Raw genomic sequence first — 26,925 nt, 5'->3', positions numbered from 1 at the left:
CCACACGGACTCACTACTACTTACTCATTCGATCACACGCAGCATGGAACCGATCAAAGTTGGCCTGTTGGGCTTCGGCACGGTGGGCAGCGGCACCTTCACGGTGCTGGGCCGCAACCAGGAAGAAATCAAGCGACGCGCGGGGCGCGGCATCGAGGTGACGCGCATTGCCGTGCGCAACCCGGCCAAGGCGCTGGCCGCGCTCGGCGGCCACGCCGGCGCCGCGCAGATCACCGACGATTTCAATTCGGTCGTCGATGATCCGTCGATCGCGATCATCGCCGAGATGATCGGCGGCACGGGCATCGCGCGCGAGCTCGTGCTGCGCGCGATCGCGAACGGCAAGCACGTCGTGACAGCCAACAAGGCGCTGCTCGCGGTGCACGGCACCGAGATCTTCGAGGCCGCGCGCGCGAAGGGCGTGATGGTCGCGTTCGAGGCGGCCGTCGCCGGCGGCATCCCGATCATCAAGGCGCTGCGCGAAGGCCTGACCGCGAACCGCATCCAGTACATCGCGGGCATCATCAACGGCACGACCAACTACATCCTGTCGGAAATGCGCGATCGCGGGCTCGACTTCGCGACCGCGCTGAAGGCCGCGCAGGAGCTCGGCTATGCGGAAGCCGATCCGACCTTCGACATCGAAGGCGTCGACGCCGCGCACAAGGCGACGATCATGAGCGCGATCGCGTTCGGCGTGCCGGTGCAGTTCGAGCGCGCGTACGTCGAGGGCATCAGCAAGCTCGACGCGACCGACATCCGCTACGCGGAAGAACTCGGCTACCGGATCAAGCTGCTCGGCATCACGCGCCGTGCCGAAAACGGCATCGAGCTGCGCGTGCATCCGACGCTGATCCCGGAGAAGCGCCTGCTCGCGAACGTCGAAGGCGCGATGAACGCGGTCGTCGTGCACGGCGACGCGGTCGGCACGACGCTGTACTACGGCAAGGGCGCGGGCGCGGAGCCGACCGCATCGGCCGTGGTCGCCGATCTCGTCGACGTCACGCGCCTGCACACGGCGGACCCGGAGCATCGCGTGCCGCACCTCGCGTTCCAGCCCGACAGCCTGTCGAACACGCCCATCTTGCCGATCGAGGAAGTGACGAGCGGCTACTACCTGCGCCTGCGCGTTGCCGACCAGACCGGCGTGCTGGCCGCGATCACGCGCATCCTCGCCGAATCGGGCATCTCGATCGACGCGTTGCTGCAGAAGGAGTCGGAGCAGGTCGACGACGCGAAGGGCGAAACCGACATCATCCTGATCACGCACGTCACGGTCGAGAAGAACGTGAATGCGGCGATCGCGCAGATCGAGAGCCTCGCGACGGTGGTCTCGAAGGTGACGAAGCTGCGCATGGAAGCGCTGAACTGAGCTGAGGACGACATGAACTACATCTCCACGCGCGGCGCCGGCATCGGCGAGCGCCACACGTTCTCCGACATCCTGCTCGGCGGTCTCGCGAAGGACGGCGGGCTCTACCTGCCGGCCGAGTATCCGACGGTGTCCGCCGACGAGCTCGCGCGCTGGCGCACGCTGTCGTACGCGGATCTCGCGTTCGAGATCCTGTCGAAGTTCTGCGACGACGTGCCGGCCGACGACCTGCGCGCGATCACGCGCCGCACGTACACGGCCGACGTGTACCGCAACACGCGCCATGGCGAGAACGCGTCCGACATCACGCCGCTGAAGACGCTCGGCACCGAGAACGGCGCGCCGATCTCGCTGCTCGAACTGTCGAACGGCCCGACGCTCGCGTTCAAGGACATGGCGATGCAGTTGCTCGGCAACCTGTTCGAGTACACGCTCGCGAAGCACGGGCAGTCGCTGAACATTCTCGGCGCGACGTCCGGCGACACGGGCAGCGCGGCCGAATACGCGATGCGCGGCAAGGCCGGCGTGCGCGTGTTCATGCTGTCGCCGCACAAGAAGATGAGCGCGTTCCAGACGGCCCAGATGTTCAGCCTGCAGGATCCGAACATCTTCAACCTCGCGGTCGAAGGCGTGTTCGACGATTGCCAGGACATCGTGAAGGCCGTGTCGAACGATCACGCGTTCAAGGCGCAGCAGAAGATCGGCACGGTCAACTCGATCAACTGGGCACGTGTCGTCGCGCAGGTCGTGTACTACTTCAAGGGTTACTTCGCGGCCACCCGGTCGAATGACGAGCGCGTGTCGTTCACGGTGCCGTCGGGCAACTTCGGCAATGTCTGCGCAGGCCACATCGCGCGGATGATGGGGTTGCCGATCGCGAAGCTCGTGGTCGCGACCAACGAGAACGACGTGCTCGACGAGTTCTTCCGCACGGGCGCATATCGCGTGCGCAGCGCCGAGAACACCTATCACACGAGCAGCCCGAGCATGGACATCTCGAAGGCGTCGAACTTCGAGCGTTTCGTGTTCGACCTGCTCGGCCGCGATCCGGCGCGCGTGATGCAGCTGTTCCGCGACGTCGAGGAGAAGGGCGGCTTCGATCTCGCGGCGAGCGGCGATTTCTCGCGCGTCGCCGAGTTCGGTTTCGTGTCGGGCCGCAGCAGCCACGCGGATCGCATCGCGACGATCCGCGACGTGTTCTCGCGCTATGACACGATGATCGACACGCATACGGCCGACGGCGTGAAAGTCGCGCGCGAGCATCTCGACGCGGGCGTGCCGATGGTCGTGCTCGAGACGGCACAGCCGATCAAGTTCGGCGAGACGATTCGCGAAGCACTCGATCGCGAAGCCGAGCGGCCGGCCGCATTCGACGGTCTCGAGGCGCTGCCGCAGCGTTTCGAGGTCGTGAAGGCCGACGCGCAGCAGGTGAAGGACTTCATCGCCGCCCATACGGGCGCATGACGCACGGCCGGGCCTGCGGGCCCGGTTGAGCGGGACGGCCGGAACGCCGATTCGTCGAACGGATCGGGGTTCCGGCCGTTTCGTTTGACGGTGCCGCGCGGCTATCGACGCGCTACACCGAAACAAGTGTCAGACCGGCGTGCTCGCGCGAATCACAGTTTCCGCATGTCGGCCATATCGCGCGCCCGCGCGACGGCGTCGCTACAATGACGTATTGAATCCAACGATCCCCGATTCCATCGATGTCGAACCCGAATCCCGCGGCGCCGCGCGCGCCGATGCTGTCGACCGCCGAGGCACTCGCCGCGCTGCTCGATGCCGCGAAGCCGTTGCCCGGCGCCGAAACCGTCGCCACGCTCGACGCGCTCGGCCGCGTGCTGACGGCCGACGTGAGCTCGCCGCTCGACGTGCCGCCGATGCATACGAGCGCGATGGACGGCTATGCGGTGCGCGTCGCCGACCTGCTGCATGGCGAGCGGCGCTTGCCGGTGTCGCAGCGCATTCCGGCCGGTCATCCGGCCGCGCCGCTTGCTGCCGGCACGGCCGCGCGGATCTTCACCGGCGCGACGGTGCCGCCCGGCGCCGACGCCGTCGTGATGCAGGAACAGACTTCGGCCGACGGCGATGCAGTCGAGATCCTGCACACGCCGAAGGCCGGTGAATGGATCACCGCGCAGGGCGCGGATATCCGGCAGGGCTCGGTGATCCTGCCCGCCGGCACGCGGCTCACGCCGCAGGCGCTCGGCCTGGCCGCGTCGGTCGGCTGCGCGCAATTGCCGGTTGCGCGGCGGATTCGCGTCGCGGTGTTCTTCACCGGCGACGAACTGACGATGCCGGGCGAGCCGCTGAAGCCCGGCGCGATCTACAATTCGAACCGCTTCACGCTGCGCGGGCTGCTGGAGCGGCTCGGCTGCCACGTGACCGACTACGGGATCGTGCCCGATTCGCTCGCCGCGACGCGCGACACGCTGCGCGAGGCTGCACGCGATCACGACGTGATCCTGACGAGCGGCGGCGTGTCGGTTGGCGACGAGGATCACGTGAAGCCGGCCGTCGAGGCCGAAGGGCGGCTCGCGCTGTGGCAGATCGCGATGAAGCCCGGCAAGCCGCTTGCGTACGGCGCGGTGCGCCGCGGCGACGATCGCCCTGACGCGCACTTCATCGGACTGCCCGGCAACCCGGTATCGAGCTTCGTCACGTTCCTGCTGTTCGTGCGGCCGTTCCTGCTGCGCCTGTCCGGCGTGCGCGACGTCGCGCCGCGCGCGCTGTCGCTGCGTGCCGACTTTTCGCAAAACAAGGGCGACCGGCGCAACGAATTCCTGCGTGCGCGCGTCAATGCGGCCGGCGGCCTCGACCTGTTCCCGAACCAGAGCTCGGCGGTGCTGACGTCGACGGTGTGGGGCGATGGCCTGATCGACAATCCGCCGCAGCACGCGATCAGCGCCGGCGAGACCGTGCGTTTCATTCCGTTTTCCGAACTGCTGTCGTAACGCGACGGCTTCCCGAACCATGAAGATTCAACTGAAATTTTTTGCAAGCGTGCGCGAGGCACTGGGCGTTGCCGACGAGCAGGCCGACGTGCCGGACAGCGTCACGACCGTGGGCGACGTGCGCGCGTGGCTGCGCGTGCGCGGCGGTGCGTGGGCCGAGACACTCTCGGAAGGGCGCGCACTGCGCATGGCGTGCAATCACGAAATGACCGATCCCGACACGCGGCTCACCGAAGGCTGCGAAGTCGCGTTCTTTCCGCCGGTGACGGGCGGGTGAGGCGCCGGCGATGGCAACGGTACGAATCCAGACCGACGACTTCGACCTGAACGCCGAGGTCGCGGCGTTGCGTGCGCGCAACCCGAAGATCGGCGCGGTCGCGTGCTTCGTCGGCACGGTGCGCGACCTGAACGAAGGCGATTCGGTGGCCGCGATGGAGCTCGAGCACTATCCGGGGATGACCGAGAAGGCGCTCGAGAAGATTGCCGCCGAGGCCGGCCGGCGCTGGCCGGGCATCGACGTCGCGATCGTGCATCGTGTCGGCCGGCTCCTGCCGCTCGACCAGATCGTGATGGTCGCAACGGTGGCGTCGCACCGCGGCGATGCGTTCGCGTCGTGCGAGTTCGTGATGGACTACCTGAAGACCGAAGCGCCGTTCTGGAAGAAGGAAACGACGCCGGATGGCGAGCGCTGGGTCGATGCGCGCAGCACCGACGATGCCGCGCTCGCGCGCTGGGGCATCGAATCGGGGAATACGCGGCGCTGAGCATGGCGCCAGGGTAATGCGACGCTATGCCGCATGCGCGCCAAGCGTCGCGCGTGATGGCTGCCCGTTACGCGTCCGGATCGCCGCTGCGCCCGATGATCTTTGTCGGAAACGGCTCGCCGCGGGCACGCGACGGCAACGCGTGCGGATCGTCGCCTGCATCGCGACGGCGCGGCGCGATCGCGTCGAGCAGCGCCTGCTGCTCGGGCGGAATCGGGTAGTCCCAGCCGAACCGGCTCAACTGGAGGCTCTGCGCGATCCGCAGCGCCGGCTCCATGAAGCGGATCGCCGCGGGCGGCGCGTAGCGCGCCTCGACGGTCTTCAGGAACAGCGACAGCCAGCGGCTGAAATGGGCCGGCTCGATCCCGTCGAGCGGCTGGTGCGCCTGCTGCACGTTGCCGCGATAGCCCTTGGTGCCGAGCACGAGGCTCGACCAGAACGTGACCATCTTCGGCAGGTGGTCGTCCCAGCGGCCGGCCAGCTTTGCGTCGAACACGGGCCCGAGCAGCGGATCGGCGCGCACACGGTCGTAGAACGCGTAGACGAGATCGCGGATGTTCGCTTCGGTCGGCTCGGTGTCGCGTGGGCGGGCCGGTGCGGTATCGGGCGAGGCGGGCAGGACGGTCATGGCAAAAGGGCCGGCAGAAATAGGCAACGACAGGGGCGGCGCGGGCATCGAGTAGGACGCCGGCCGAATTTTGACGCAAAATAGCGTCCAACACCCCTGAAAAACGTGTAAGTGTCACGCATCTTATTGCGCGCGCGCCATCCCGGCAACCCGGGGCCGCGGAGCAGGGCCGTCAGACGGCCTCGTGCGCATCCCGGTCGGCCCGGCTCACGTCATCGGGGCACGATCGATTTTTTCCGTATTCGCCCATGAGACTCACCGACTACACCGACTATTCGCTGCGCGTGATGCTGTACCTTGCCGTACGCGGCGAGGGGCTCGCTACGATCCAGGAGATCTCGGACGCCTACGGCATCTCGAAGAACCATCTGATGAAAGTCGTGCAGCAGCTCGGCGAGCTGGGGTGGGTCGACACCGTCCGCGGTCGCAATGGCGGGCTGCGGCTGTTCCCGGAATCGTTGCAACTGACCGTCGGCGAGGTCGTGCGTGCGACCGAGAGCGATTTCGCGCTGGTCGGCTGCTTTTCGGCCGATGGCGAATCGCGCGGCTGCGTGATCGAGCCGCATTGCCGGCTGAAGGGCGTGCTGGCGGCCGCGCGCGATGCATTTTTCGCCGAACTCGACCGTCACACGCTCGGCGAACTGATCGAGCCCGCTTCGCCGCTCGCCGCGTTGCTCGGCATCCACCCGGTCGTGCGCCTGCGCGCCGAGCCTTTGCCGGAAGACGCACCGGCGTCCGTCGAGCCGCCGTCGACGGCCGGCTGATACGCGCTCGCCGCGCGTCTCGATCCGGCCGCGGCCCGTCCCGGGGCCGCTTCAAGGATATCCATCGATTTTTGCGCTGAATCAACCCGAATTTCGCTTGAAAGCCGCATAACCATCCTCATCTTGGTGGTAATCGAAAATTGGAGGTCTCGACTAAATGAGAATCGACAAGCTCACCACCAAGTTCCAGGAAGCACTCGCGGACGCGCAAAGCCTCGCGGCAGGCCGCGACAATCAATACATCGAACCCGTTCACGTTCTCGCGGCGCTGGTCGCGCAGCAGGACGGTTCCGCCCGCTCGCTGATGTCGCGCGCGGGCGTTCACATTCAGGCGCTGCAAGGCGCGCTGAACGAGGCTATCTCGCGCCTGCCGCAAGTGACGGGCACGGGCGGCGACATCCAGATCGGCCGTGAACTGGCCGGGCTGCTGAACCAGGCCGACAAGGAAGCGCAGAAGCTCAACGACACGTTCATCGCGAGCGAGATGTTCCTGCTCGCCGTGTCCGACGACAAGGGCGACGCCGGCAAGCTCGCCCGCCAGCACGGCCTCACGCGCAAGGCGCTCGAAGCCGCGATCGCCGCGGTGCGCGGCGGCTCGCAGGTGCACAGCCAGGACGCGGAAAGCCAGCGCGAGGCGCTGAAGAAATACACGGTCGACCTGACCGAGCGCGCCCGTGCGGGCAAGCTCGATCCGGTGATCGGCCGCGACGACGAAATCCGCCGCTCGATCCAGATCCTGCAGCGCCGCACCAAGAACAACCCGGTGCTGATCGGCGAGCCGGGCGTCGGCAAGACGGCGATCGTCGAAGGGCTCGCGCAGCGGATCGTCAACGGCGAAGTGCCCGAGACGCTGAAGGGCAAGCGCGTGCTGTCGCTCGACATGGCCGCACTGCTCGCGGGCGCGAAATATCGCGGTGAATTCGAGGAGCGCCTGAAGGCGGTGCTCAACGACATCGCGAAGGACGAAGGCCAGACAATCGTCTTCATCGACGAAATCCACACGATGGTCGGCGCGGGCAAGGCCGAAGGCGCGATGGATGCGGGCAACATGCTGAAGCCGGCGCTGTCGCGCGGCGAGCTGCACTGCATCGGCGCGACCACGCTCGACGAATACCGCAAGTACATCGAGAAGGATGCCGCGCTCGAGCGCCGCTTCCAGAAGGTGCTCGTCGACGAGCCGAGCGTCGAGGCGACGATCGCGATCCTGCGCGGGCTGCAGGAGAAGTACGAACTGCACCACGGTGTGGACATCACCGACCCGGCGATCGTCGCCGCGGCCGAGCTGTCGCACCGCTACATCACCGACCGCTTCCTGCCGGACAAGGCCATCGACCTGATCGACGAAGCCGCTTCGAAGATCAAGATGGAAATCGATTCGAAGCCCGAAGAGATGGACAAGCTCGACCGCCGCCTGATCCAGCTGAAGATCGAACGCGAAGCCGTGAAGAAGGAGCAGGACGAAGCGTCGCAGAAGCGCCTGCAGCTGATCGAGGAAGAGATCGAGCGTCTCGGCCGCGAATATGCGGACCTCGAGGAAATCTGGACCGCCGAGAAGGCCGCGGTGCAGGGCAGCGCGCAGCTGAAGGAAGAGATCGAGAAGGTGCGGGCGGACATCGCGCGGCTGCAGCGTGACGGCAAGCTGGAGAAGGTTGCCGAGCTGCAGTACGGCAAGCTGCCGCAGCTCGAGGCGCAGCTGAAGCAGGTCACGCAGGCCGAAGAGCAGGAGCAGCACAACCCGACGCGGCCGCGCCTGTTGCGCACGCAGGTTGGCGCCGAGGAAATCGCGGAAGTCGTGTCGCGTTCGACCGGGATTCCGGTGTCGCGGATGATGCAGGGCGAACGCGAGAAGCTGCTGCACATCGAGGAAAAGCTGCACGAGCGCGTGGTCGGCCAGGACGAGGCGATCAGCGCGGTGGCCGACGCGATCCGTCGTTCGCGCGCCGGTCTCGCCGATCCGAACCGTCCGTACGGCTCGTTCCTGTTCCTCGGCCCGACCGGTGTCGGCAAGACCGAGCTGTGCAAGGCGCTGGCGTCGTTCCTGTTCGATTCGGAAGAGCACCTGATCCGCATCGACATGAGCGAGTTCATGGAGAAGCACAGCGTCGCGCGGTTGATCGGCGCGCCGCCGGGCTATGTCGGCTACGAGGAAGGCGGCTACCTGACGGAAGCCGTGCGCCGCAAGCCGTACAGCGTGATCCTGCTCGACGAGATCGAGAAGGCGCATCCGGACGTGTTCAACGTGCTGCTGCAGGTGCTCGACGACGGCCGCATGACGGACGGGCAGGGGCGCACGGTCGACTTCAAGAACACGGTGATCGTGATGACGTCGAACCTCGGCTCGCAGGTCATCCAGGCGATGACGGGTGCGCCGCAGGAAGAGATCAAGGACGCCGTGTGGCTCGAGGTGAAGCAGCATTTCCGCCCCGAGTTCCTGAACCGGATCGACGACGTCGTCGTGTTCCATGCGCTCGACCGCAGCAACATCGAGTCGATCGCGAAGATCCAGCTCGCGCGCCTGCACGACCGGCTTGCGAAGCTCGACATGGCGCTCGACGTGTCGCCGGCGGCGCTCGAACAGATCGCGAAGGTCGGCTACGACCCGGTGTTCGGTGCGCGGCCGCTGAAGCGCGCGATCCAGCAGGAGATCGAGAACCCGGTCGCGAAGCTCATCCTCGCGGGCCGCTTCGGTCCGAAGGACGTGATCCCGGTCGACGTCAACGACGGCCAGTTCGTGTTCGACCGCGTCGTTCACTGATCGCAGGCCTTCGGCCGCCGCCCGGTTCGCGCCGGGCGCGCAAAAACAAACACCCCGCCTCGGCGGGGTGTTTGTTTATGGCGCGTCGCAACGACGCAGCGCGTCAGCCCTGCTTGTTGCCGCCGAACATGCCGGCGATCTGCGACAGCGAGCCGAGCACATTCGACGGGTCGACCTGTGCCTGGCCATCGGCCGGCACTGCACCGTCCGGCGTCGCATGGTTGACGACGTGCGGCAGCACCTGCGCGAGGACGGTCGAGGCCATCGACGGATCGACACCGAACTTGCTCGCGAGCGCACCGATCGCGTCCGAGCCGAGCACGTTCTGCAGTGTGTCCGGCGAGATCGGCTGGTTCTGGCCGGTGCCGACCCACGAGCCGATGATGTCGCCGGCGCCGCCGGCCTTGAACTTCTCGATCAGGCCATTCAGGCCGCCCGGCTGGTTGTTGATGAATTCGAGCGCGGTCGTGATCAGCGCGCTTTGCGAGTTGCCGCCGGCCTGGCCGCCGAGCAGACCGCCAACGATGTCGAGGAGACCCATGGTTCTTCACCTTTACCGATAAGGGCGCCACGCCGTGGGCGCCCGTTGAACGAATGCCGCGCGCACGCCGTCGCGCGCGCGGCGCACATCAGGCGCCCGACGCCGCGGCGGCGGAGGCTGCCTTGTCCTTCTTGCTTTTCTTCTTCGAACCCTTCGTCGCTTTTGTCGACGACGCTGCGGCCGGTGCGCTCGCACCCGCATCGGCGGATGCCGCCGCTGCTGCGGCCGCTTTTTCCTTCTTCGTCAGGCGCTTGGTCTTGGCCGGCTTCGCCGCCGTATCCGGCGCGCTTGCCGCCGGTGCCGGCGTGCCGGCCGTCGCGGTCGTGGACGTCGACGCCGTGCCTGCCGACGTCGTGGCCGACGTGGTGGTCGATGTCGTCGCGGCCGGCTTCGACAGCTTCACGCCCTTCGGCGGCGTCGACGCGCCGCCGATCGTCAGGCCGTTTTCCTCGAGATGCCCGACCGACTTCGTGCCGAGGCCCTTGACGCGATTCGCGAGATCGTCCGCGTCCTTGAACGGGCCGTTCTTGGTGCGTTCGTCGATGATCGCCTTCGACTTCACGGGCCCGAGACCCTTCACGGATTCGAGCGCGGCCTGGTCAGCCGTGTTGACTTCGACGGCCGCGGCAAGGCCTGCGGCGAGCGACAGCGATAGCGCGACGAACAGCATCAGCAGCTTTTTCAGCATGGCAAAGGCTCCCTGGTTCTGACGGATGAATGGCTGTTGCAACGGACGGCGGCGTGACGCCCGGCCGGGCGTCGCCGTTAAGCATAGGACAAATGCGTGCCCTTTTTAAGACAGGCTGACCGAATCTTGCTGAAGGCTTGCGGTGCTGTAAAGACCAAAACCTGCGCCGGGCGGCGGTTTTGACCATTCTTTACGGTGTCGCCGGGGTGTCGCCGGGGTGTCGCCGATGATCGTCGTACTGGCTGTTCGATAGCGCTTGACTTAGAGTGAACTCTAACTCCTAACCTTGTTCCTGCCATGTCGAAAACCGTAACCCAACCTTCCTCTGCCCCCGCCGGCCCGCTGACGATCGGCCAGGTCGCCGAAATGACCGGCCTGTCGACGCATACGCTGCGGTACTACGAGCAGGCCGGCCTGCTGCGCGCGATTTCGCGCACGGCGGCCGGGCACCGGCTCTATGCACCGGCCGACCTCGACTGGCTGGCCTTCGTGATGCGCCTGAAGGCGACCGGCATGCCGATCGCGCAGATGCAGGCGTTCGCGGCGCTGCGCGCGCAAGGCGAGTCGACTTTCGGTGCGCGGCGCAGCCTGCTCGTCGCACATCACGAGGCAGTGCGCGCACATATCGCGGAGCTGCAGGCGAGCCTCGATGTGATCAGCGACAAGATCGTGAACTATGAGGCACAGGAGCGGGAGATGGCACGACGGGCAAGACCTTCTCACTCTCTATCGGAACAGGACGGACACAATGGAACGACTCGTTGAAGACCGCTACACGCGCGGCTGGAACAAACTGAAGGAAATCGACGGCGAAGTGGGCGAGCGCGTGATCGCGGCGCTCGCGCCGATCGCGCCGGACTTCGGGCGGCTCCTGGTCGAATTCAGCTTCGGCGACATCTACAGCCGGCCGCAGCTCGACCTGAAAGCGCGCGAGATCGCGACGATCGCGGCGTTGGCCGCGCTCGGCAATGCGCAACCGCAGCTGAAGGTGCATATCGAGGCCGCACTGAACGTCGGCTGCACGCGCGACGAGATCGTCGAGGTGTTCATGCAGATGGCCGTGTACGCGGGGATGCCGGCCGCGCTCAACGCGCTGTTCGCCGCGCATGAGGTGTTCACGCGGCGCGATGAGGCGGCCGGTAACGCGGCAGATGCGAACGAAGCAGCCGTGCAGCCCGCATGACGAAGCACGCGCCGGCGTGTCACGCGCGGTGCGGCGCGACGATCCGATGCTTCGCGATGCGCCGGTACAGCGTCGCGCGCGAGATGCCGAGCGCCTGCGCGGCCGCGTCCGGCCGCCAGCGATGCGCGGTGAGCGCCGCGACGATGCGGCCGCGTTCGTCGTCGGGCAGCGTGCCGGGCACGACGCCGCCGAGTTGCGCGGCGATCCCGGCCGGCAGATCTCGCCGCGTCACGCGCGCGGCGTCGCACACCGCGCACGCATAGCGCAGCACGTTGCGCAATTGCCGCACGTTGCCGGGCCACGGATACGCGGCGAGCTGTTCGGCGAGCGTCGCATCGAGCGTCAGCACGTGGCCGGTGGCCTGCGCTTCCTCGGCGAACACGGCGGCGATCACGTCGCGCACGTCGGCACGCTCGCGCAGCGGCGGCAGTTCGAACGTCGCGCCGCTCAGCCGGTAGTACAGGTCCTCGCGGAACGTGCCGTCGGCCACCATGCGTGCGAGATCGCGGTGCGTCGCGCAGATCACGTCGAGATCGACGCGCACGGGCGTATCGCTGCCGAGCGGCACGACTTCGCCATCGGCGAGCACGCGCAACAGGCGCGTCTGCAGCGCGAGCGGCATGTCGCCGATTTCATCGAGGAACAGCGTGCCGCCGTCGGCGAGCGCGATCTTGCCGCGTGCGCCATGCTTGCGTGCGCCGGTGAACGCGCCGGCCGCATAGCCGAACAGTTCGCTCTCGATCAGCGCTTCCGGCAGCGCGCCGCAGTTGACCGCGACGAACGGCCGCGCACGCCGCGCGCCGGCATCGTGGATCGCGCGCGCGAATACTTCCTTCCCCGCACCGGTTTCGCCGAGCACGAGAATCGGCAGCCGCTTGCTTGCGACACGCAGCGCGAGTTCGGCCTGCTGCGCGATATGCGCATCGCTGCTGTGCAGAAACGGCGTCAGCGCGCCGACGTGGCGTTGTGCGCTTCCCGGGCGGCGCGAGGCCGTGCCGGGTTCGCGGCCGGTGCGTCGTAGCGGCGCACGCAGCCGCGCATAGAGCGGCGCGCCGGTCGCGCGCAGCCGCAGCGCGACGATCGCATCGAGCCGCGCGGCATCGCGCAGCGGCATCTCGGTCGCGTCGAAGATCTCGTCGATATGGCGCGGCTCGCGCAGCGCCGGCAGCGCGTCGCGCGCCTGCCGGTTCGCGGCGACGATGTTGCCGCATTCGTCGAACGCGATCAGCCACTCGGGCTGCGCTTCGACGTAGTGACGATTCGGATGCCCGAACAGGATCCAGTGCTGCGTGGTGCTGTGCACGAAATAGCCGTCCTCGATCAGCGCCGCGCTCTGCCGCACGAGCTGATAGACGAGACGCTGGCTGTCGCGGCCGTCGGGCGAATGAACGGCCGACGCGTCGAGCACGCCGATCAGCTCGCCGCCCGGCGAGAAGATCGGCGCTGCGCTGCAAGTGAGCGTCGTGAACGCCGCGCGAAAGTGATCGGTCTTGTGCACGGTGATCGGCGCGAGATCGGTCAGTACGTTCGCGACGCCACAGGTGCCTTCCTCGCTTTCCGACCAGCACGAGCCGATGTGCAGCCCCGCATGGCGGAAGTCGTTGCGGCGCTCGCGGTCGATCCGGTAGTCGATCGTCACGCCGTGCGCGTCGGTCAGCATCACGCAGTAGTCGGCGACGCGGATCATGTCGTGCAGCCGCGTCAGGCACTGGCCCGACGCGCGCAGGAAGGCCTCCTCCTTGTCGCGTACTTCGCGGAGTTCGGCCGCGGTCAGCACGCGCGGGCCGATCGACGAAGCGGGGTCGAGGCTGTAACGCTCCAGCGACCGCTGCCACGACGACACGAGGCGCGTGGAGTCGGCCGGCGCGGGCAGGCGTCCGGCGAGCGCGCCGAGCACGCGGTCGGCGTGCTGGGCCTGAGGGACGGCGTAGGGCATGGTCGGCTCCGGTTCCGTACGGCGGGGATGCGATGTTCTTGTAGCACATCCCGTTCGACGGATCACATTGCATCGCAGCACGCGGCGAGCCTGAGACGTTCGTCTCACGGTATCGCGGGCTGTCTCGTGTCGTTGAGACGCGTGCGTGTGCGACAGGCGGAGATCGTCCGGCATGACGCGGCCTGCGCGGCGCCGCGATATGGCGGGGTTTGCGGGCAGGGCGGTGCGCTTGCACCGGCGTCGCGGCGGCCGTTTCGTCGTATCGACGCTGTGAGACGAGCGGGCCGAATGGCCGCGCGCGCCGTGCTTCCCGCGGCGATTCCGGCACACCGGCATTCCCGTCGCGTCAGCATTCACAAGGGTTTCACGTTCATCGCACGCAGGGTGGCACGCCGCTTGCAGAGATCACGGGCAAGTCGGCGCGGTCGCGTCGACGACGATCCGCCGCCCGGCGATGGCAGCGGACGAGACAGGCAGAGCCGCGGCACGCCAACGCACCGCGACAGGCCAACTGGATGGAGACGAACCCGTGACGATGCCCGTTACCGTCGGCGTGATCGCGAACCCCGCATCGGGGCGCGACATCCGCCGCCTCACGACGCATGCCTCCGTGTTTCCGACGGCGGAGAAGGCAAACATGATCGTGCGCCTGCTGGCCGGCCTCGGCGCGATGGGCGTCGAGCGCGTGCTGACGCTGCGCGACCGGACGGGCATCGCGACGCTGCTGCTGCGTGCGCTCGACACGCACCGTGCGGTCGCGCCGCACGAGCGCTGGCCCGAGGTCGAATTCGTCGACCTGCCGATCACCGATACCGTCGCCGACACCCAGGCCGGCGCCGCGTACCTGCACCGGATGGAAGTCGCGCTGATCGTCGTGCTCGGCGGCGACGGCACCCATCGTGCGGTTGCCGCGCACTGCGGCGCGACGCCGCTCGTCGCGCTGTCCACCGGCACCAACAACGCATTTCCCGAACATCGTGAAGCCACGGTCGCCGGCGTCGCGGCAGGACTCGCCGCGACCGGCGCGGTGCCGGCCGAAGTCGCGTTCACGCGCAACAAGCGGCTCGTCGTGCGCTGCGTGGCGGGCGCGCAGCCGGGGCGCGAGGAGATCGCGCTCGTCGACGTGTGCGCCGCGCGGCAGCGCTTCATCGGCGCCCGCGCGATCTCGGGGTCCGACGATATCGATTCGCTGTACCTGACATTCGCGGAACCGGACGGGATCGGCCTGTCCGCGCTCGGCGGCGCGTGGGCGCCGCTCGAACGCAGCGCGCCGCACGGGCTGGCGATGCGCTTCGCGGCCGAAGGCAAGACGGCCGGCACGCCGCTCGTCGCGCCGATTGCACCGGGCCGCGTGGACCGCGTCGTGATGCGCAGTTGTGAGCGGCTCGAGCCGGGTGCGTGGCAGGCGATTCCGTTCGAGCACGGCACGCTCGCGTTCGACGGCGAGCGCGAGATCGAGGTCGCGCGCGGCGATCGCTACGAGATCTCGCTCGACTGGCGCGGGCCGCTGACGGTCGACGTCGGGCGCACGCTGCGCTACGCGTCGTCACGCCAGCTGCTGCGCGATGCCGGCGAGTGGCGCTATTGAGCAATGTTTTACCGAGTGACATTTCGACATCCATAACGATCGACAAGGAGACATCGCCATGACAGCCCCACTCGAAGGACAGGTCGCCATCGTCACGGGCGGCGCGCGCGGCATCGGCCGCGGCATTGCCCTGACGCTTGCCGGCGCGGGCGCCGACATCCTGCTGGCCGACCTGCTCGACGACGCACTCGACGCCACCGCGCGCGAGGTACGCGCGCTCGGCCGCCGGGCGGCGGTGGCGAAGGTCGACGTCACGCAGGCCGCGCAGGTCGACGCGATGGTTGCGCAGGCGCTCGCCGACCTCGGTCGGCTCGACATCCTCGTGAACTGCGCGGGCGTGATCAGCATTCATCCGGTCGGCGAACTGACCGAGCGCGACTGGGATTTCGTGATGGACGTGAACGCGAAGGGCACGTTCCTCGGCTGCCGCGCGGCGCTCGCGCCGCTGAAGGCGCAGGGCCGCGGCCGGATCATCAACGTCGCGTCGATCGCCGGCAAGGAGGGTTTTCCGAATCTCGCGCATTACAGCGCATCGAAATTCGCGGTCGTCGGCTTCACGAACGCGCTTGCGAAGGAACTCGCGCGCGACGGCGTGACCGTCAACGCGATCTGCCCCGGCATCGTGCGGACGTATATGTGGGACCGGCTGTCCGACGAATGGAAGACCGACGGCGAATCGGTCGAGGAATCGTGGCAGCGGCACCAGTTGACGCTGATTCCGCAGGGCCGTGCGCAGACGCCGGAGGACATGGGCCGGCTCGCGCTGTTCTTCGCGACGATGGACAACGTGACGGGCCAGGCCGTGAACGTCGACGGCGGCTTCACGTTCCACTGACGGCCGCCGGCCGTGTAATCCGTCGCCGCGGCCCGGCCGCGGCGGCATTCGCAGTCAGACCTACTCAGGAGACACACATGACCGCTTCGACACAGCTCAGCAGGGACAAACTGCTGGACGCCTACCGGCTGATGCGCACGATCCGCGAATTCGAGGAGCGCCTGCACGTCGAATTCGCGACCGGCGAGATTCCCGGCTTCGTTCACCTGTATGCGGGCGAGGAGGCGTCCGCGGTCGGCACGATACTGCACCTCGGGCTCGACGACTACGTCGCGACCACGCACCGCGGCCACGGGCATTGCATCGCGAAGGGCGTCGACGTGCACGGGATGATGGCCGAGATCTACGGCAAGAAGACGGGCGTCTGCCACGGCAAGGGCGGTTCGATGCACATCGCCGACCTGTCGATGGGGATGCTCGGCGCGAACGGGATCGTCGGCGCGGGCGGCCCGCTCGTCTGTGGCGCCGCGCTCGCGGCGAAGCACAGGAAGACCGGCGGCGTCGGCGTGTGCTTCTTCGGCGACGGCGCATCGAACCAGGGCGTGATCTTCGAATCGATGAACCTCGCGTCGGTGTGGCGGCTGCCGGCGATTTTCGTGGCCGAGAACAACGGCTATGCGGAGGCGACGTCGTCGAGCTGGTCGGTCGCGACCGACAACATCGCCGATCGCGCGAACGGGTTCGGGATGCCGGGCGTGATCGTCGACGGCTTCGACTTCTTCGCGGTACATGAAGCGCTCGGCGAAGCCGTCGAGCGCGCGCGCAACGGCGGCGGCCCGACGCTCGTCGAGGTGAAGTTCACGCGCTATTTCGGCCACTTCGAAGGCGATGCGCAAACCTATCGCGCACCGGGGGAAGTGCAGAAGCTGCGCGACGAGAAGGACTGCCTGAAGCATTTCGAAACGCGCGTCGTGCGGGCCGAAGCGCTGACGACCGCCGACCTGCGTGCGGTCGATGCCCAGGTGAAGGCGCTGATCGACGATGCGGTCGCACAGGCCAAGGCCGCGCCGGTACCCGACGCCGCCGACCTGCTGACCGACGTCTACGTGTCGTACCCGTGAGCGCGGCCTGATACCGCAGCCGGCACGGCGAACCGAACATTCCAGGAGACAGACATGGCAAGGAAGATCACTTATTCGCAGGCGATCAACGAAGCGCTCGCGCAGGAAATGGCGCGCGACGACAGCGTGATCGTGATGGGCGAGGACAATGCGGGCGGCGCGGGCGCGCCGGGCGAGGACGACGCGTGGGGCGGCGTGCTCGGCGTGACGAAGGGGCTGTTCCACAAGTTTCCGGGCCGCGTGCTCGACACGCCGCTGTCGGAGGGCGGCTACATCGGCGCGGCGGTCGGGGCCGCCGCGTGCGGGATGCGGCCCGTCGCGGAGCTGATGTTCATCGATTTCATGGGCGTATGCTTCGACCAGATCTTCAACCAGGCCGCCAAGTTCCGCTACATGTTCGGCGGCAAGGCCGTGACGCCCGTCGTGATCCGCGCGATGTACGGCGCAGGCCTTCGCGCGGCCGCGCAGCATTCGCAGATGCTCACGTCGCTGTTCACGCACATTCCGGGGCTGAAGGTCGTGTGCCCGTCGACGCCGTACGACGCGAAGGGGCTGCTGATCCAGGCGATCCGCGACAACGATCCCGTGATCTTCCTCGAACACAAGCTGCTCTATACCCGCGAAGGCGACGTGCCGGAGGAGTCCTATGCGATTCCGTTCGGCGAAGCGAACGTGATGCGCGACGGCGACGACGCGACGATCGTCACGTACGGCCGGATGGTGCATCTCGCGATGGACGCGGCCGCGAAACTCGCGAAGGACGGCATCCAGGTCGACGTGATCGACCTGCGCACGACGTCGCCGCTCGACGAGGACACGATCCTCGAAAGCGCGGAGCGCACCGGGCGCGTGGTGGTCGTCGACGAAGCAAACCCGCGCTGCTCGATCGCGACCGATATCGCCGCGCTCGTCGCGCAGCGCGCATTCCATGCGCTGAAGGCGCCGATCGAGCTCGTGACCGCGCCGCATACGCCCGCGCCGTTCGCAAGCGTGCTGGAAGACCTGTATATCCCGTCCGCCGATGCGATTGCGCAGGCGGTCCTGAAGACGAGGAGCTGACACGATGTCGATTCACATGATCACGATGCCCAAGTGGGGGCTGTCGATGGAGCAGGGGCAGGTCAACGGCTGGCTGAAGGCGCTCGGCGAACGCGTGACGAGGGGCGACGAAGTGCTCGACGTCGAGACCGACAAGATCTCGTCGGGCGTCGAATGCGCGTTCGACGGCACGCTGCGCCGGCAGGTCGCGCAGGAAGGCGAGACGCTGCCGGTCGGCGCGCTGCTCGGCGTCGTCGCGGCCGCCGACGCGAGCGATGCCGACATCGACGCGGCGATCGCAGAATTCCAGCGCGATTTCGTGCCGAGCGCGGCGTCCGACGAAGCCGCGGGCCCGCAGCCCGAGAAGGCGCAGATCGGCGGCCGGACGGTGCGCTTCCTGAAGCTCGGCGAAGGCAGCGGCACGCCCGCCGTGCTGATCCACGGCTTCGGCGGCGATCTCAACAACTGGCTGTTCAATCACGCCGATCTCGCCGCGCACCGGCCGGTGTGGGCGCTCGACCTGCCCGGTCACGGCGAGTCGGGCAAGGCGGTCGAGACGGGCAGCCTCGATGAGCTGGCCGACGCGGTGCTCGCGCTGCTCGATGCGAAGGGCATCGACCACGCCCACCTGATCGGCCATTCGATGGGCGGCGCGGTGGCGATGGCGGCGGCCGAGCGCGCGCCGCAACGGGTCGCGTCGCTGACGCTGATCGCGAGCGCGGGGCTCGGCACCGACATCAACCGCGCTTACATCGACGGCTTCGTCGCCGGCAACAGCCGCAATACGTTGAAGCCGCACCTTGGCGCGCTGTTCGCGGACAACGCGCTGGTCACGCGGCAGCTCGTCGAGGATCTCGTCAAGTACAAGCGCCTCGAAGGCGTGCAGGCCGCGCTGGAGAAGATCGCGCACGCCGCGTTCGACGGTGCCGCGCAGCGGCGCGTGTTCCGCGACCGGCTCGCGACGCTTGCGCCGCGCACGCTCGTGATCTGGGGCGAGCGCGACCAGGTGATCCCGGCGCAGCACGCGCAGGGCTTGCCTGACGGCGTGCGTGCCGAGGTGATCGCCGGCAGCGGGCACATGGTGCAGATGGAGGCGGCCGCCGACGTGAACCGCCTGATCGTCGCGTTTCTCGGAGACTGACGATGGCCGCCGCGCTCGAACGACCCAGCCTTACCGCGCTCGGCCAGCCGGGCGCGAGAAGCCGTGACAAGCTCGCGCGCATTCCGGTGCGCGTCGAGCCCGCGGCCGGTGCGGCGTTGCCGAAGCCGCCGTGGCTGCGCGCGCGGCCGATGATGAGCGCGGCGGTCGCCGACATGGCGGCCGTACTGCGCGATCATCGGCTGCATTCCGTCTGCGAGGAGGCGATGTGCCCGAACATCGGCGAATGCTTCGCGCAGCGCACGGCGACTTTCATGATCATGGGCGGCCTGTGCACGCGGCGCTGCCCGTTCTGCGACGTCGCGCACGGCCGTCCCGAACCGCTCGATCCCGACGAGCCCACGCGGCTGGCCGATGCGGCCGCGGCGCTCGGGCTGCGCTACGTCGTGATCACGTCGGTCGATCGCGACGACCTGCGCGACGGCGGCGCCGCGCATTTCGCCGCATGCATCGCGGCGGTGCGCGCGAGCGTGCCGGGCATCGGCGTCGAAGTGCTGACACCGGACTTCCGCGGCCGCGTGGCCCGCGCGCTCGATGCGCTGTCGACGGCCTGGCCCGACGTGTTCAACCACAACATCGAGACGGTGCCGTCGCTGTATCGCGCGGCGCGGCCGGGCGCCGACTATCGCGGCTCGCTCGAACTGCTCGCGCGGGCGAAGCAGGCACGGCCGGAGTTGGTGACGAAATCGGGGTTGATGCTCGGCCTTGGCGAGTGCGACGACGAAGTGCGCGACACGCTGCGCGACCTGCGTGCGCATGACGTCGACGTGCTGACGCTCGGCCAGTATCTCGCGCCGTCCGCGCACCATCTGCCCGTGCGGCGCTACGTGAGCCCCGACGCATTCGCCGCGTGGCGCGACGAGGCGCTGTTGCTCGGTTTCAGGGAAGTCGTCGCCGGCCCGCTCGTGCGGTCGTCGTATCACGCGGCCGACGTGCTGGAGGAGACGTAGCGGGCGGCGTGTCAGGCGGACGTGGAAGCAGCGGCATGCGCACGACTGACGCGGCGCAGGTACAGCACGAGCCCGGCGCCCGCGAGCATCAGGCTGATGGTGTTCGCGAACCAGAAGCCGCGCGCGCCGGTCAGCCACGCGGGCGCGATGCCGCCCACGTCGAAACCGAGCGCGTAGCCGCCGCTGAGCCCGACGCCCCACAGCGCGACCGCATAGATCACGGTCGGCACGACCGCGACCTTGTAGGCGCGCAGCACGAACGCCGACGTGACCTGCAGCGCATCGAAGACGTGGTAGCACGCGACGATCGCGACGAGCGGCATCGCGGCCGCGGCGACGGCCGGGTTCGGCGTATAGCCGCCGATGATCAGCGGGCGCAGCACGAACACGAGCAGGCCGTAGGTCGCGGCAATGCCGCACGCGAAGATCACGCTGTGCCGGCCGAGCAGCCGGGCTTCCTCGGGCCGTCCGGCGCCGAGCGCGCGCGCGACCAGCGTCGACGCCGCCACGCCGATCGACAGCGGCGTCATGTACAGCACCGCGCCGATGTTGCCGGCGATCTGGTGGCCGGCGAGCGTCGTCGTGCCGAACTGCGCGATGAACAGCGCCATGCACGTGTACGACGTGACCTCGATCAGGTACGACAGGCCCATCGGCACGCCGAGTTTCAGGATCGCCTTCTGGCGCTCCCAGACCGGCCAGCAAAAGCGGGAAAAGATCGCGAGCGGCGCGAACACGTCGAGCTTCGCGAGCAGCGTGTAGCCGATCAGCGCGAGCGCCCAGTTGATCAGCGTGCTCGCGAGCCCGCAGCCCGGGCCGCCGAGGGCCGGCACGCCGAACCCGCCGAAGATGAACCACACGTTGAGCGGGAACTTGAGCAGCAGCGCGCCGATCTGCAGGATCATCGCGAGGCGCGGCTTGCCGGCCGCGTTGGTCAGCGCGTTGTAGATGCGGAAGACGAGGCTGGCGGGCAGCCCGTACGACAGGATGCGCAGATAGTCGACGGTGCGGTCGTGCAGCGCGGCGGGCGTGTGCGCGACGCGCAGCAGCGGTTCGGGAAAATGCAGCAGGAGAAAGCCGGGCACCGCGAGCAGCAGCGCGAGCCACAGCGCCTGGCGCACTTCCTCGCCGATCTCGGCATAGCGCCGCGCGCCGTACAGCTGCCCGGTGATCGGCTGCAGGGCGGACAGGATGCCCGTCAGGCCGATATAGATCGAAATGTAGATCGACGAACCGAGCCCGAGCGCGGCGAGATCGACGGCCGAGTAGCGCCCGACCATCGCGGTGTCGATCACGCCGAACGCGATGATCGCAAGCTGGCCGACGAGCACCGGCCACGCGAGACCGACGATCCGGCGGATGTCGCCGAACATCGTCAATCGGCCGGCTGGCGGCGCGGGGGACGCCGCTTGACGGGCGTCTTCGGCCGTTCGATGCGCTCGTACAGGCGGAAGCGCTCGTCACGGTCGGCGGCGCGGCGGCCTTCCCACACGAGACGCCACACGTATTGCGACATCGAGCTCGGCTCGCCGAAGTCCGAGCGGTCCTGGCGCAGGATCACGTCGCAGTCGCCGGAGAAATCGAAGCGCATGTTGCCGAAATACGCGAAGGTCGCGATCTGCGCGTCACCGAGCCGTACCGGCGAGATGCACTCGTAGTCGGACGGCAGGTGCACCGCGATCTGCTGCGCGACGTCGCGATAGGTCCGGCCGTAGTTGACGATCGGCAGCCACAGCGTCATCAGCAGCACCCACATCAGCGTGGTACCCGCACCCGACAGCACGACGCTGCGCCACAGCACCTTCGGCTGCCGCGAGATGCGCCAGCGCACCAGGAAGCACCAGCACACGGTGGCGATCACCGCGCAGATGAACGACAGGATCTTGAAGTGCGGCTCGTAGCCGGGCACGAGGCGGGCGAGGTTGCGCGCGAGCGGATGCGGGAAGCCGGTGATCGAGGCGAGCCACACGAGCCACACGAAGGTGCCGAGGATCGTGAAGCTCAGCACCGCGAACCAGTCGATCGCGTTGATCGCGCCGCGCTTGAGGGTCGGCAGCGCGAACGTCGCGAGCACCGCGAGCGGCGGCAGCAGCAGCATGTACATGCGGTTCGACTGCTGGCTCTGCAGGATCACGAGCGCGACGAGCGGCACGGCGACCGACAGCGGAATCGCGACGTGCGCACGGCGGCGCATGCCGGCCCAACTCCACCATGCCCAGATCGCGAGCGGCCACGCGGGCCACGTGAACAGCGGCAGGTTCTTCGCCGCATAGCCGAGCACCGCGGTCGGCGGGCCCGAAAAGCGCATCAGGCTGCCGTGGATCCACTGGTTGAAGAACCACGCGGCATCGTCGGGCGCCGCGACGAACGCGGCCAGCGGCCACAGCGCGAAGATCGCTGCCGCGAGCGGCACGCCGACCAGCGGCAGGCGCAGGTTGCGCATCTCGGGCGTGACGAGCCACAGCACGGCCGTGCCGGCGAGCAGCGCGACGACCAGCACCGGATTGCCGGACAGCGCGACGAGGCCCATCGCGAGGCCCCACCACAGCGCGCCCTGCATCGGCTTGTCGATGCCGCGCACGATCCCGTAGACGAGCATCGCGATCCACGCGAACTGCGCGAGTTGCGGCGTCGTTTCGTGCCCGCGCTCCGCGAGGCCGAAGCAGGCGACGAGCACCAGCAGCGCGCCGTCGGCGAGCGTGCGGCCGTAGTCGCGCGGCTCGGGCTCGCCGCCGAATGCGTATTTGAACGGCTGGACTTCGGCACGCCGGCCGAGCAGGTAGGCCGCGTACCAGACGAATGCACACGCGACGCAGAACAGCACGCCGGTATCGACGCGCGACGCGTTGCTTGCGTCGACCCACGGGCCGAGGCCGCGGATCGACAGCGCGCCGAGCCAGTAGCCGAGCGGGCCGTCGGTCGTGATGAACTTGCCGACCAGGTTCGGCAGCAGCCAGTCATGCCAGCCGCCCTTGGCCATCGTCCACATCACGCCAAAGCCCGCCGCGTCCTCGTTCTTCCATGGGTCGCGGCCGAACAGGCCGAACGCGGCGTAGACGAAGCAGAGCGTGAGCAGCAGCCAGCGCGGCAGCGCGCGCGTGGCGGAGGCGGTGAGACGGACGACAGGCTTCATGCAGATGAGCGATTTGTTATGGGCGGGTGGCCGGCGCGGATGCGCGCGGTCGAACCGGTTTCGAGCATCCGGCATTGTAGACGCGCCCGCTGTTGCGCGTCAGGTCGATGCCCGGGCGCCGGCTGGCGCCTGCCGGGCGAGCAGAGACAAAAAAGGGCAGCCTGGGCTGCCCTTTTGTGCGGTACCGGTGCAATGCAACCACCGGATGCAGTGCGAAGCTTACTTCGCCTTGCCGCTGGCGCGAACGCCGAACTTGTTCTTGAACTTCTCGACACGGCCTGCCGTGTCCATGATCTTTTGCTGACCCGTGTAGAACGAGTGCGATTCCGACGACACTTCGATCTTGGCGAGCGGGTAGGTCTTGCCGTCGAGTTCGATGTTTTCGCGCGTCTGGATCGTCGAGCGCGTGATGAACTTGAAGCCGTTCGACATGTCTTGGAAGACGACTTCGCGGTAGTTCGGGTGGATGCCTTCTTTCATGGTCTTTCCTTGGTGAGAGCGGTAGCCAACCCGCCGCTTGCCGTGCCGGAACGCGCACATTGCGCAAACCAGACGACGCCAAGCCCGGCGCGAGCCACTTGCCTAAGGTCGAAAAACGGCGATTATGCCAGAAAATCAGATGGTTGACGAATAATTTTCACGGTGCGTCGAGCGCGCCGGTGCCGGCCGGATCCTGCCGGTAGTAGCGCGCGAGCAGCCGGTACAACTCCGGAAATTCGGACTCGAACGCTTTCGGCCGGACGAACAGCGCTTCACTGCATACCGCGAAGAATTCCGACGGGTGGTCGGCGGCATAGGGATCGATCAGCGAGTCCCGCTCGAAGCGCGCCCACGCACGGTCCGGCACCGCGTCGACGCGCGCGCAGAACTGGTCGTACGCGTGCTCGAACACGTCGGCCCAGGCCTGCGCATCGAGGTGCGGCGCGTGCCAGCGGCGAAATAGGGGCGGATAGCCATCGGCCGCGCCGTTGACCATATCGATCTTGTGCGCGAACTCGTGGATCACGACGTTGTACGCGTCGTGGCCGTCCGTCATCTGCGCGTCTTCCCAGGACAGGATCACGGGGCCGCCTTCCCAGGCCTCGCCGCTCGCATCCTGCTCGACTTCGTGCACGACCCCGTCCTCGTCCTGCACCGTCTTGCGGATCACGAATTCGCCCGGATACACGACGACGCCGACCCATCCGTCATACAGCGACAGATCGAGATTCAGCACGGGCAGGCAGGCCTGCGCGGCGATCGAGACGATCATCGCGTCGGTCAACTCGAGCCCGTGCGCGGTCGAGAACGATTTCTTCGCGACGAACAGGCTCGTCAGTTCGCGCAGCCGGCCGAGCGCGTCGGGCGGCAGTGCCGCGAGGAACGGCAGGCGCTCGACGGTGTCCTGCCACAGCGCGTCGGGAATCGGGTGGCTGCGCAGCGCGCGGTCGCGGCGGCGGTCGTCGAACCAGCGGGTCAGTTTCGAGAGCATGAAGGCGGCTCGCGGAAATCCAAAGCCTGTCTTTTAACTCAATCGATCTCTTTTTGCCATGCCGCGAAGAGGCCGCCGACGAGCGCCACGCCCGCCAGGAAGTAAAAGCCGTCGAGCGACGCGAGGAACGACGCCTGTTGCGCGACCATGCGCGCGATCGACGCGATCGCGAGGCCGTGCGCCTCGCTCAGCGCATGGCCGGCGGCGGCATAGCTGTGCGTCAGCGCATCGACGGTCTGCTGGAACAGCGGATCGAACACATTTGCACGCTCGACGAGCCGCGTCTGGTGCACGGCCACGCGGTGCTGTTCGACGATGATCACCGACGACGTCGCGAACGAGATCGTCAGTTGCCGCACGATGTTCTTCAGCCGGTAGCCGTGCGTATATTCGTCGATCGCGAAGATCCGGAACGTCAGGTTGGCCACCGGCAGCACGATGAAGAGCAGCAGCAATCCGCGCAGCAGCAGCGGGACGATCAGCGCGGCTTCGCCGACCTGCGGCGTCATCCGCGTCATCCACAGCGCGGCCGTGATGGCGATCGCGAACCCCGGCACGACGAACCACTTCTTGTGCGTGACGAATTTCGCGTAACGCAGGTACGCGAACAGCGCGGTGGCCGAAATCAGCGACATCGTGCCCACCAGCCGCCCGGCGTTCTCGACCGGATAGCCGAGCCCGCTTTCGAGAAAACGCGAGGTCAGGTAACTGAAGCCCGTCGACTCGTAGTAATAGAACATGTAGAGCAGCAGCCCGACCTGGAACGTCCGTTCGCGGAACGCGTGCAGGCGCACGAGCGGCGTCGGGTGATGCCACTGGTGATACGCGAACCACGCAAGCGCGCCGATCCCTGCGACCGTCAGCAGGATCAGCATCGGCGAGCCGCTATAGAGCTGGTAATGCACCTGCTGCAGCACGATCTGCAGCGCGCCTTGCGCGAGCGCGAACACGACATACGGCCAGAAGTGTCCGGAGCCGCGTTCGTCGTCGGGTGTCCTGCCCGAATCGGGCAGCGTAAGCAGCGCGAGGATCGCGAACGCGATGCCGGCCGGCGCCGAGCACGCGAACAGCGCGCGCCACGTCGAATGTGCGACGAGCAGGCCGCCCACGATTGGCGCGAGCGCGCTGCCGAGCAGGATCATGATCAGGAACGCGCGTGTCGCGGGCGGCCGTTCCTGCGGCTTGAAACTGATCTGGATCAGGATCCGGCACGCGCCCATCATCGGGCCGATGAAATAGCCCTGAAAGCCGCGCGCGAACGCGAGCTCGAGCGACGTGTCGGCGAGCGCGGCCGCGATCGCGCCGAACGAGAACATCAGCATGCAGCCGGCGACGTAGCGGCGATGGCCGAGCCGGTCGACCCACCATTGCTGCTGCAGGATGCCGAGCACGGCCGTGACCGCGTAGGCGCTCGACGACCACACGAGTTCGTCGGGCGATGCGTTGATGCCGCCCGCGATGTAGCTCGCGAAGAACGAGAAGATCGCGTTGTCGAAGTAGTCGATGCCGGTAACGAGTGCGAGCGCCCACGGGAACAGGTCCGCACGCAGGTTCGCGCGGCTCCACAGTGGCGAGCGACCGGGCATCGCGCTCACTCACGCGCCTTGCGCGTGCGCCGCGTGCCGGCTTCGGCCTGCCGCTGCGCGATCAGCGCATCGGCGTTTTCGCCGGCAAGACGCCGTTCGACGTAGTCGATGTCGTGCTGCAGCTCCTTGCGCAGCGCGACGGCTTCCTTCAGTTCGCGCTGAACGGCCGCGATCCGCCGGTCGAGCGTGTCGACCTGGTCGGCCAGGCCGGTCCGGATGTCGCGCAGCGACGCGTCCGAATAGCGGCGCCGGCCGTCGCCCGTTTCTTCCAGTGGGCGCTTCAGCATCTCGGTGATGCCATGCAGCGAGAAACCGAGCGCGCGCAGCCGCAGGATGCGTGCGAAGCGCTCGAGGTCGGCCTCGTCGTAGAGGCGGTAGCGGCCTTCGCTGCGCGACGGCGTGACGAGCCCGCGTTCTTCGTAATACTTCAGCGTGCGCGGCGTGACGCCGAGCCGTGACGCCGCATCGCTCACGGTCAGCAGCGGGGTGGAGGTGTCATTCGGCATCGGGAGGACGAGG

At 67.9% G+C, this 26,925-nt stretch carries 25 protein-coding genes; 15 read left to right on the top strand and 10 right to left on the bottom strand.

The window, feature by feature from the left end; all coding sequences use genetic code 11:
• The first annotated feature begins 43 nt into the window (after positions 1-43).
• The 5 genes from CFB39_RS10635 (at position 44) to CFB39_RS10615 (ending at position 5,090) form a co-directional block, all read left to right on the top strand.
• Positions 44-1,372: a homoserine dehydrogenase gene (locus CFB39_RS10635; RefSeq protein WP_089473018.1), complete on the top strand. Its 1,329-nt coding sequence runs from the start codon at positions 44-46 to the stop codon at positions 1,370-1,372.
• A 12-nt stretch (positions 1,373-1,384) separates the two neighbouring features.
• On the top strand, positions 1,385-2,836 hold the full coding sequence (thrC, locus tag CFB39_RS10630) for a threonine synthase (RefSeq protein WP_089425583.1): 1,452 nt from the start codon (positions 1,385-1,387) through the stop codon (positions 2,834-2,836).
• A gap of 242 nt (positions 2,837-3,078) precedes the next feature.
• A complete protein-coding gene (gene glp / locus CFB39_RS10625) occupies positions 3,079-4,326 on the top strand; it encodes a gephyrin-like molybdotransferase Glp (RefSeq protein ID WP_089473017.1) in 1,248 nt (415 codons plus the stop codon).
• 19 nt (positions 4,327-4,345) lie between these two features.
• Entirely contained in the window at positions 4,346-4,603 is a 258-nt protein-coding gene (gene moaD, locus CFB39_RS10620) for a molybdopterin converting factor subunit 1 (RefSeq protein ID WP_089425581.1), read from the top strand.
• A gap of 10 nt (positions 4,604-4,613) precedes the next feature.
• Positions 4,614-5,090, top strand: a complete 477-nt coding sequence (locus CFB39_RS10615; protein WP_043188206.1) for a molybdenum cofactor biosynthesis protein MoaE — start codon at positions 4,614-4,616, stop codon at positions 5,088-5,090.
• A gap of 67 nt (positions 5,091-5,157) precedes the next feature.
• On the opposite strand, the gene CFB39_RS10610 is transcribed toward CFB39_RS10615, so the two are convergent.
• Positions 5,158-5,718, bottom strand: coding sequence for a group III truncated hemoglobin (locus tag CFB39_RS10610; protein WP_089473016.1), 561 nt, complete (start codon positions 5,716-5,718; stop codon positions 5,158-5,160).
• A gap of 248 nt (positions 5,719-5,966) precedes the next feature.
• Between CFB39_RS10610 and CFB39_RS10605 the strand changes: the two genes are divergently transcribed.
• Positions 5,967-6,482 carry an Rrf2 family transcriptional regulator gene (locus tag CFB39_RS10605; RefSeq protein ID WP_089473015.1) on the top strand — a complete coding sequence of 172 codons (516 nt, stop codon included), beginning with the start codon at positions 5,967-5,969 and terminating at the stop codon, positions 6,480-6,482.
• A gap of 157 nt (positions 6,483-6,639) precedes the next feature.
• Entirely contained in the window at positions 6,640-9,237 is a 2,598-nt protein-coding gene (gene clpB, locus CFB39_RS10600; protein ID WP_089425578.1) for an ATP-dependent chaperone ClpB, read from the top strand.
• 103 nt (positions 9,238-9,340) lie between these two features.
• Here the strand turns inward: clpB and CFB39_RS10595 are convergent, their stop codons facing one another.
• Positions 9,341-9,778, bottom strand: coding sequence for a YidB family protein (locus CFB39_RS10595; RefSeq protein WP_069248127.1), 438 nt, complete (start codon positions 9,776-9,778; stop codon positions 9,341-9,343).
• Positions 9,779-9,866: 88 nt separating this feature from the next.
• The gene (locus tag CFB39_RS10590) at positions 9,867-10,466 is read right to left on the bottom strand and encodes a helix-hairpin-helix domain-containing protein (RefSeq protein ID WP_089473014.1); all 600 of its coding nucleotides are present in this window, start codon (positions 10,464-10,466) and stop codon (positions 9,867-9,869) included.
• A gap of 297 nt (positions 10,467-10,763) precedes the next feature.
• On the opposite strand from CFB39_RS10590, the gene CFB39_RS10585 reads away from it, so the two are divergent.
• Positions 10,764-11,231 (top strand): MerR family transcriptional regulator, encoded by a 468-nt coding sequence (locus tag CFB39_RS10585; protein WP_089473013.1) that lies wholly within the window; start codon positions 10,764-10,766, stop codon positions 11,229-11,231.
• Positions 11,215-11,649, top strand: a complete 435-nt coding sequence (locus CFB39_RS10580; RefSeq protein ID WP_089473012.1) for a carboxymuconolactone decarboxylase family protein — start codon at positions 11,215-11,217, stop codon at positions 11,647-11,649. The genes CFB39_RS10585 and CFB39_RS10580 overlap by 17 nt, the downstream gene beginning before the upstream one ends.
• 19 nt (positions 11,650-11,668) lie before the next feature.
• Here CFB39_RS10580 and CFB39_RS10575 read toward each other — a convergent pair whose 3' ends face one another.
• Positions 11,669-13,585 carry a sigma-54-dependent Fis family transcriptional regulator gene (locus CFB39_RS10575; RefSeq protein ID WP_089473011.1) on the bottom strand — a complete coding sequence of 639 codons (1,917 nt, stop codon included), beginning with the start codon at positions 13,583-13,585 and terminating at the stop codon, positions 11,669-11,671.
• Positions 13,586-14,114: 529 nt separating this feature from the next.
• On the opposite strand from CFB39_RS10575, the gene CFB39_RS10570 reads away from it, so the two are divergent.
• The 6 genes from CFB39_RS10570 (at position 14,115) to lipA (ending at position 20,216) form a co-directional block, all read left to right on the top strand.
• Entirely contained in the window at positions 14,115-15,173 is a 1,059-nt protein-coding gene (locus CFB39_RS10570; protein WP_089473010.1) for an ATP-NAD kinase family protein, read from the top strand.
• 58 nt (positions 15,174-15,231) lie between these two features.
• The gene (locus CFB39_RS10565; protein ID WP_089473009.1) at positions 15,232-16,008 is read left to right on the top strand and encodes an SDR family NAD(P)-dependent oxidoreductase; all 777 of its coding nucleotides are present in this window, start codon (positions 15,232-15,234) and stop codon (positions 16,006-16,008) included.
• 77 nt (positions 16,009-16,085) lie between these two features.
• Positions 16,086-17,069: a thiamine pyrophosphate-dependent dehydrogenase E1 component subunit alpha gene (locus CFB39_RS10560; RefSeq protein WP_089440245.1), complete on the top strand. Its 984-nt coding sequence runs from the start codon at positions 16,086-16,088 to the stop codon at positions 17,067-17,069.
• 54 nt (positions 17,070-17,123) lie between these two features.
• Complete coding sequence (locus CFB39_RS10555; RefSeq protein WP_089440244.1) at positions 17,124-18,128, top strand: alpha-ketoacid dehydrogenase subunit beta; 1,005 nt, start codon at positions 17,124-17,126, stop codon at positions 18,126-18,128.
• A gap of 4 nt (positions 18,129-18,132) precedes the next feature.
• Positions 18,133-19,248 carry an acetoin dehydrogenase dihydrolipoyllysine-residue acetyltransferase subunit gene (locus CFB39_RS10550; RefSeq protein ID WP_089473008.1) on the top strand — a complete coding sequence of 372 codons (1,116 nt, stop codon included), beginning with the start codon at positions 18,133-18,135 and terminating at the stop codon, positions 19,246-19,248.
• A 2-nt stretch (positions 19,249-19,250) separates the two neighbouring features.
• The gene (gene lipA, locus CFB39_RS10545; RefSeq protein ID WP_089473007.1) at positions 19,251-20,216 is read left to right on the top strand and encodes a lipoyl synthase; all 966 of its coding nucleotides are present in this window, start codon (positions 19,251-19,253) and stop codon (positions 20,214-20,216) included.
• 11 nt (positions 20,217-20,227) lie between these two features.
• Here the strand turns inward: lipA and CFB39_RS10540 are convergent, their stop codons facing one another.
• The 6 genes from CFB39_RS10540 to CFB39_RS10515 all read right to left on the bottom strand — a co-directional run bounded on the left by CFB39_RS10540 (position 20,228) and on the right by CFB39_RS10515 (position 26,912).
• Positions 20,228-21,589, bottom strand: coding sequence for an MATE family efflux transporter (locus CFB39_RS10540; RefSeq protein ID WP_089473006.1), 1,362 nt, complete (start codon positions 21,587-21,589; stop codon positions 20,228-20,230).
• A gap of 2 nt (positions 21,590-21,591) precedes the next feature.
• Positions 21,592-23,424: a glycosyltransferase family 39 protein gene (locus CFB39_RS10535; RefSeq protein WP_089473005.1), complete on the bottom strand. Its 1,833-nt coding sequence runs from the start codon at positions 23,422-23,424 to the stop codon at positions 21,592-21,594.
• Positions 23,425-23,568: 144 nt separating this feature from the next.
• On the bottom strand, positions 23,569-23,829 hold the full coding sequence (locus CFB39_RS10530) for a type B 50S ribosomal protein L31 (RefSeq protein ID WP_006753671.1): 261 nt from the start codon (positions 23,827-23,829) through the stop codon (positions 23,569-23,571).
• A 157-nt stretch (positions 23,830-23,986) separates the two neighbouring features.
• Positions 23,987-24,820 (bottom strand): zinc-dependent peptidase, encoded by an 834-nt coding sequence (locus CFB39_RS10525; RefSeq protein ID WP_089456330.1) that lies wholly within the window; start codon positions 24,818-24,820, stop codon positions 23,987-23,989.
• A gap of 38 nt (positions 24,821-24,858) precedes the next feature.
• The gene (locus CFB39_RS10520) at positions 24,859-26,415 is read right to left on the bottom strand and encodes an MFS transporter (RefSeq protein WP_089473004.1); all 1,557 of its coding nucleotides are present in this window, start codon (positions 26,413-26,415) and stop codon (positions 24,859-24,861) included.
• Positions 26,412-26,912, bottom strand: coding sequence for a MerR family transcriptional regulator (locus CFB39_RS10515; RefSeq protein WP_089431164.1), 501 nt, complete (start codon positions 26,910-26,912; stop codon positions 26,412-26,414). Before CFB39_RS10515 ends, CFB39_RS10520 begins: the two co-directional genes overlap by 4 nt.
• Positions 26,913-26,925: the final 13 nt, after the last annotated feature.

This window comes from Burkholderia sp. AU6039, assembly GCF_002223365.1.
GTDB lineage: Bacteria > Pseudomonadota > Gammaproteobacteria > Burkholderiales > Burkholderiaceae > Burkholderia.
Note: the sequence above shows the minus strand (reverse complement) of the source record. Positions and strands in the feature narration are given on the sequence as shown.

Excerpts from the sequence above, each read along its gene's own strand:
- CFB39_RS10635 (WP_089473018.1), top strand. The coding sequence starts at position 44 with ATGGAACCGATCAAAGTTGGCCTGTTGGGCTTCGGCACGGTGGGCAGC.
- thrC (WP_089425583.1), top strand. The coding sequence starts at position 1,385 with ATGAACTACATCTCCACGCGCGGCGCCGGCATCGGCGAGCGCCACACG.
- glp (WP_089473017.1), top strand. The coding sequence starts at position 3,079 with ATGTCGAACCCGAATCCCGCGGCGCCGCGCGCGCCGATGCTGTCGACC.
- moaD (WP_089425581.1), top strand. The coding sequence starts at position 4,346 with ATGAAGATTCAACTGAAATTTTTTGCAAGCGTGCGCGAGGCACTGGGC.
- CFB39_RS10615 (WP_043188206.1), top strand. The coding sequence starts at position 4,614 with ATGGCAACGGTACGAATCCAGACCGACGACTTCGACCTGAACGCCGAG.
- CFB39_RS10610 (WP_089473016.1), bottom strand. The coding sequence starts at position 5,718 with ATGACCGTCCTGCCCGCCTCGCCCGATACCGCACCGGCCCGCCCACGC.
- CFB39_RS10605 (WP_089473015.1), top strand. The coding sequence starts at position 5,967 with ATGAGACTCACCGACTACACCGACTATTCGCTGCGCGTGATGCTGTAC.
- clpB (WP_089425578.1), top strand. The coding sequence starts at position 6,640 with ATGAGAATCGACAAGCTCACCACCAAGTTCCAGGAAGCACTCGCGGAC.
- CFB39_RS10595 (WP_069248127.1), bottom strand. The coding sequence starts at position 9,778 with ATGGGTCTCCTCGACATCGTTGGCGGTCTGCTCGGCGGCCAGGCCGGC.
- CFB39_RS10590 (WP_089473014.1), bottom strand. The coding sequence starts at position 10,466 with ATGCTGAAAAAGCTGCTGATGCTGTTCGTCGCGCTATCGCTGTCGCTC.
- CFB39_RS10585 (WP_089473013.1), top strand. The coding sequence starts at position 10,764 with ATGTCGAAAACCGTAACCCAACCTTCCTCTGCCCCCGCCGGCCCGCTG.
- CFB39_RS10580 (WP_089473012.1), top strand. The coding sequence starts at position 11,215 with ATGGAACGACTCGTTGAAGACCGCTACACGCGCGGCTGGAACAAACTG.
- CFB39_RS10575 (WP_089473011.1), bottom strand. The coding sequence starts at position 13,585 with ATGCCCTACGCCGTCCCTCAGGCCCAGCACGCCGACCGCGTGCTCGGC.
- CFB39_RS10565 (WP_089473009.1), top strand. The coding sequence starts at position 15,232 with ATGACAGCCCCACTCGAAGGACAGGTCGCCATCGTCACGGGCGGCGCG.
- CFB39_RS10560 (WP_089440245.1), top strand. The coding sequence starts at position 16,086 with ATGACCGCTTCGACACAGCTCAGCAGGGACAAACTGCTGGACGCCTAC.
- CFB39_RS10555 (WP_089440244.1), top strand. The coding sequence starts at position 17,124 with ATGGCAAGGAAGATCACTTATTCGCAGGCGATCAACGAAGCGCTCGCG.
- CFB39_RS10550 (WP_089473008.1), top strand. The coding sequence starts at position 18,133 with ATGTCGATTCACATGATCACGATGCCCAAGTGGGGGCTGTCGATGGAG.
- lipA (WP_089473007.1), top strand. The coding sequence starts at position 19,251 with ATGGCCGCCGCGCTCGAACGACCCAGCCTTACCGCGCTCGGCCAGCCG.
- CFB39_RS10540 (WP_089473006.1), bottom strand. The coding sequence starts at position 21,589 with ATGTTCGGCGACATCCGCCGGATCGTCGGTCTCGCGTGGCCGGTGCTC.
- CFB39_RS10535 (WP_089473005.1), bottom strand. The coding sequence starts at position 23,424 with ATGCCGGATGCTCGAAACCGGTTCGACCGCGCGCATCCGCGCCGGCCA.
- CFB39_RS10530 (WP_006753671.1), bottom strand. The coding sequence starts at position 23,829 with ATGAAAGAAGGCATCCACCCGAACTACCGCGAAGTCGTCTTCCAAGAC.
- CFB39_RS10525 (WP_089456330.1), bottom strand. The coding sequence starts at position 24,820 with ATGCTCTCGAAACTGACCCGCTGGTTCGACGACCGCCGCCGCGACCGC.
- CFB39_RS10515 (WP_089431164.1), bottom strand. The coding sequence starts at position 26,912 with ATGCCGAATGACACCTCCACCCCGCTGCTGACCGTGAGCGATGCGGCG.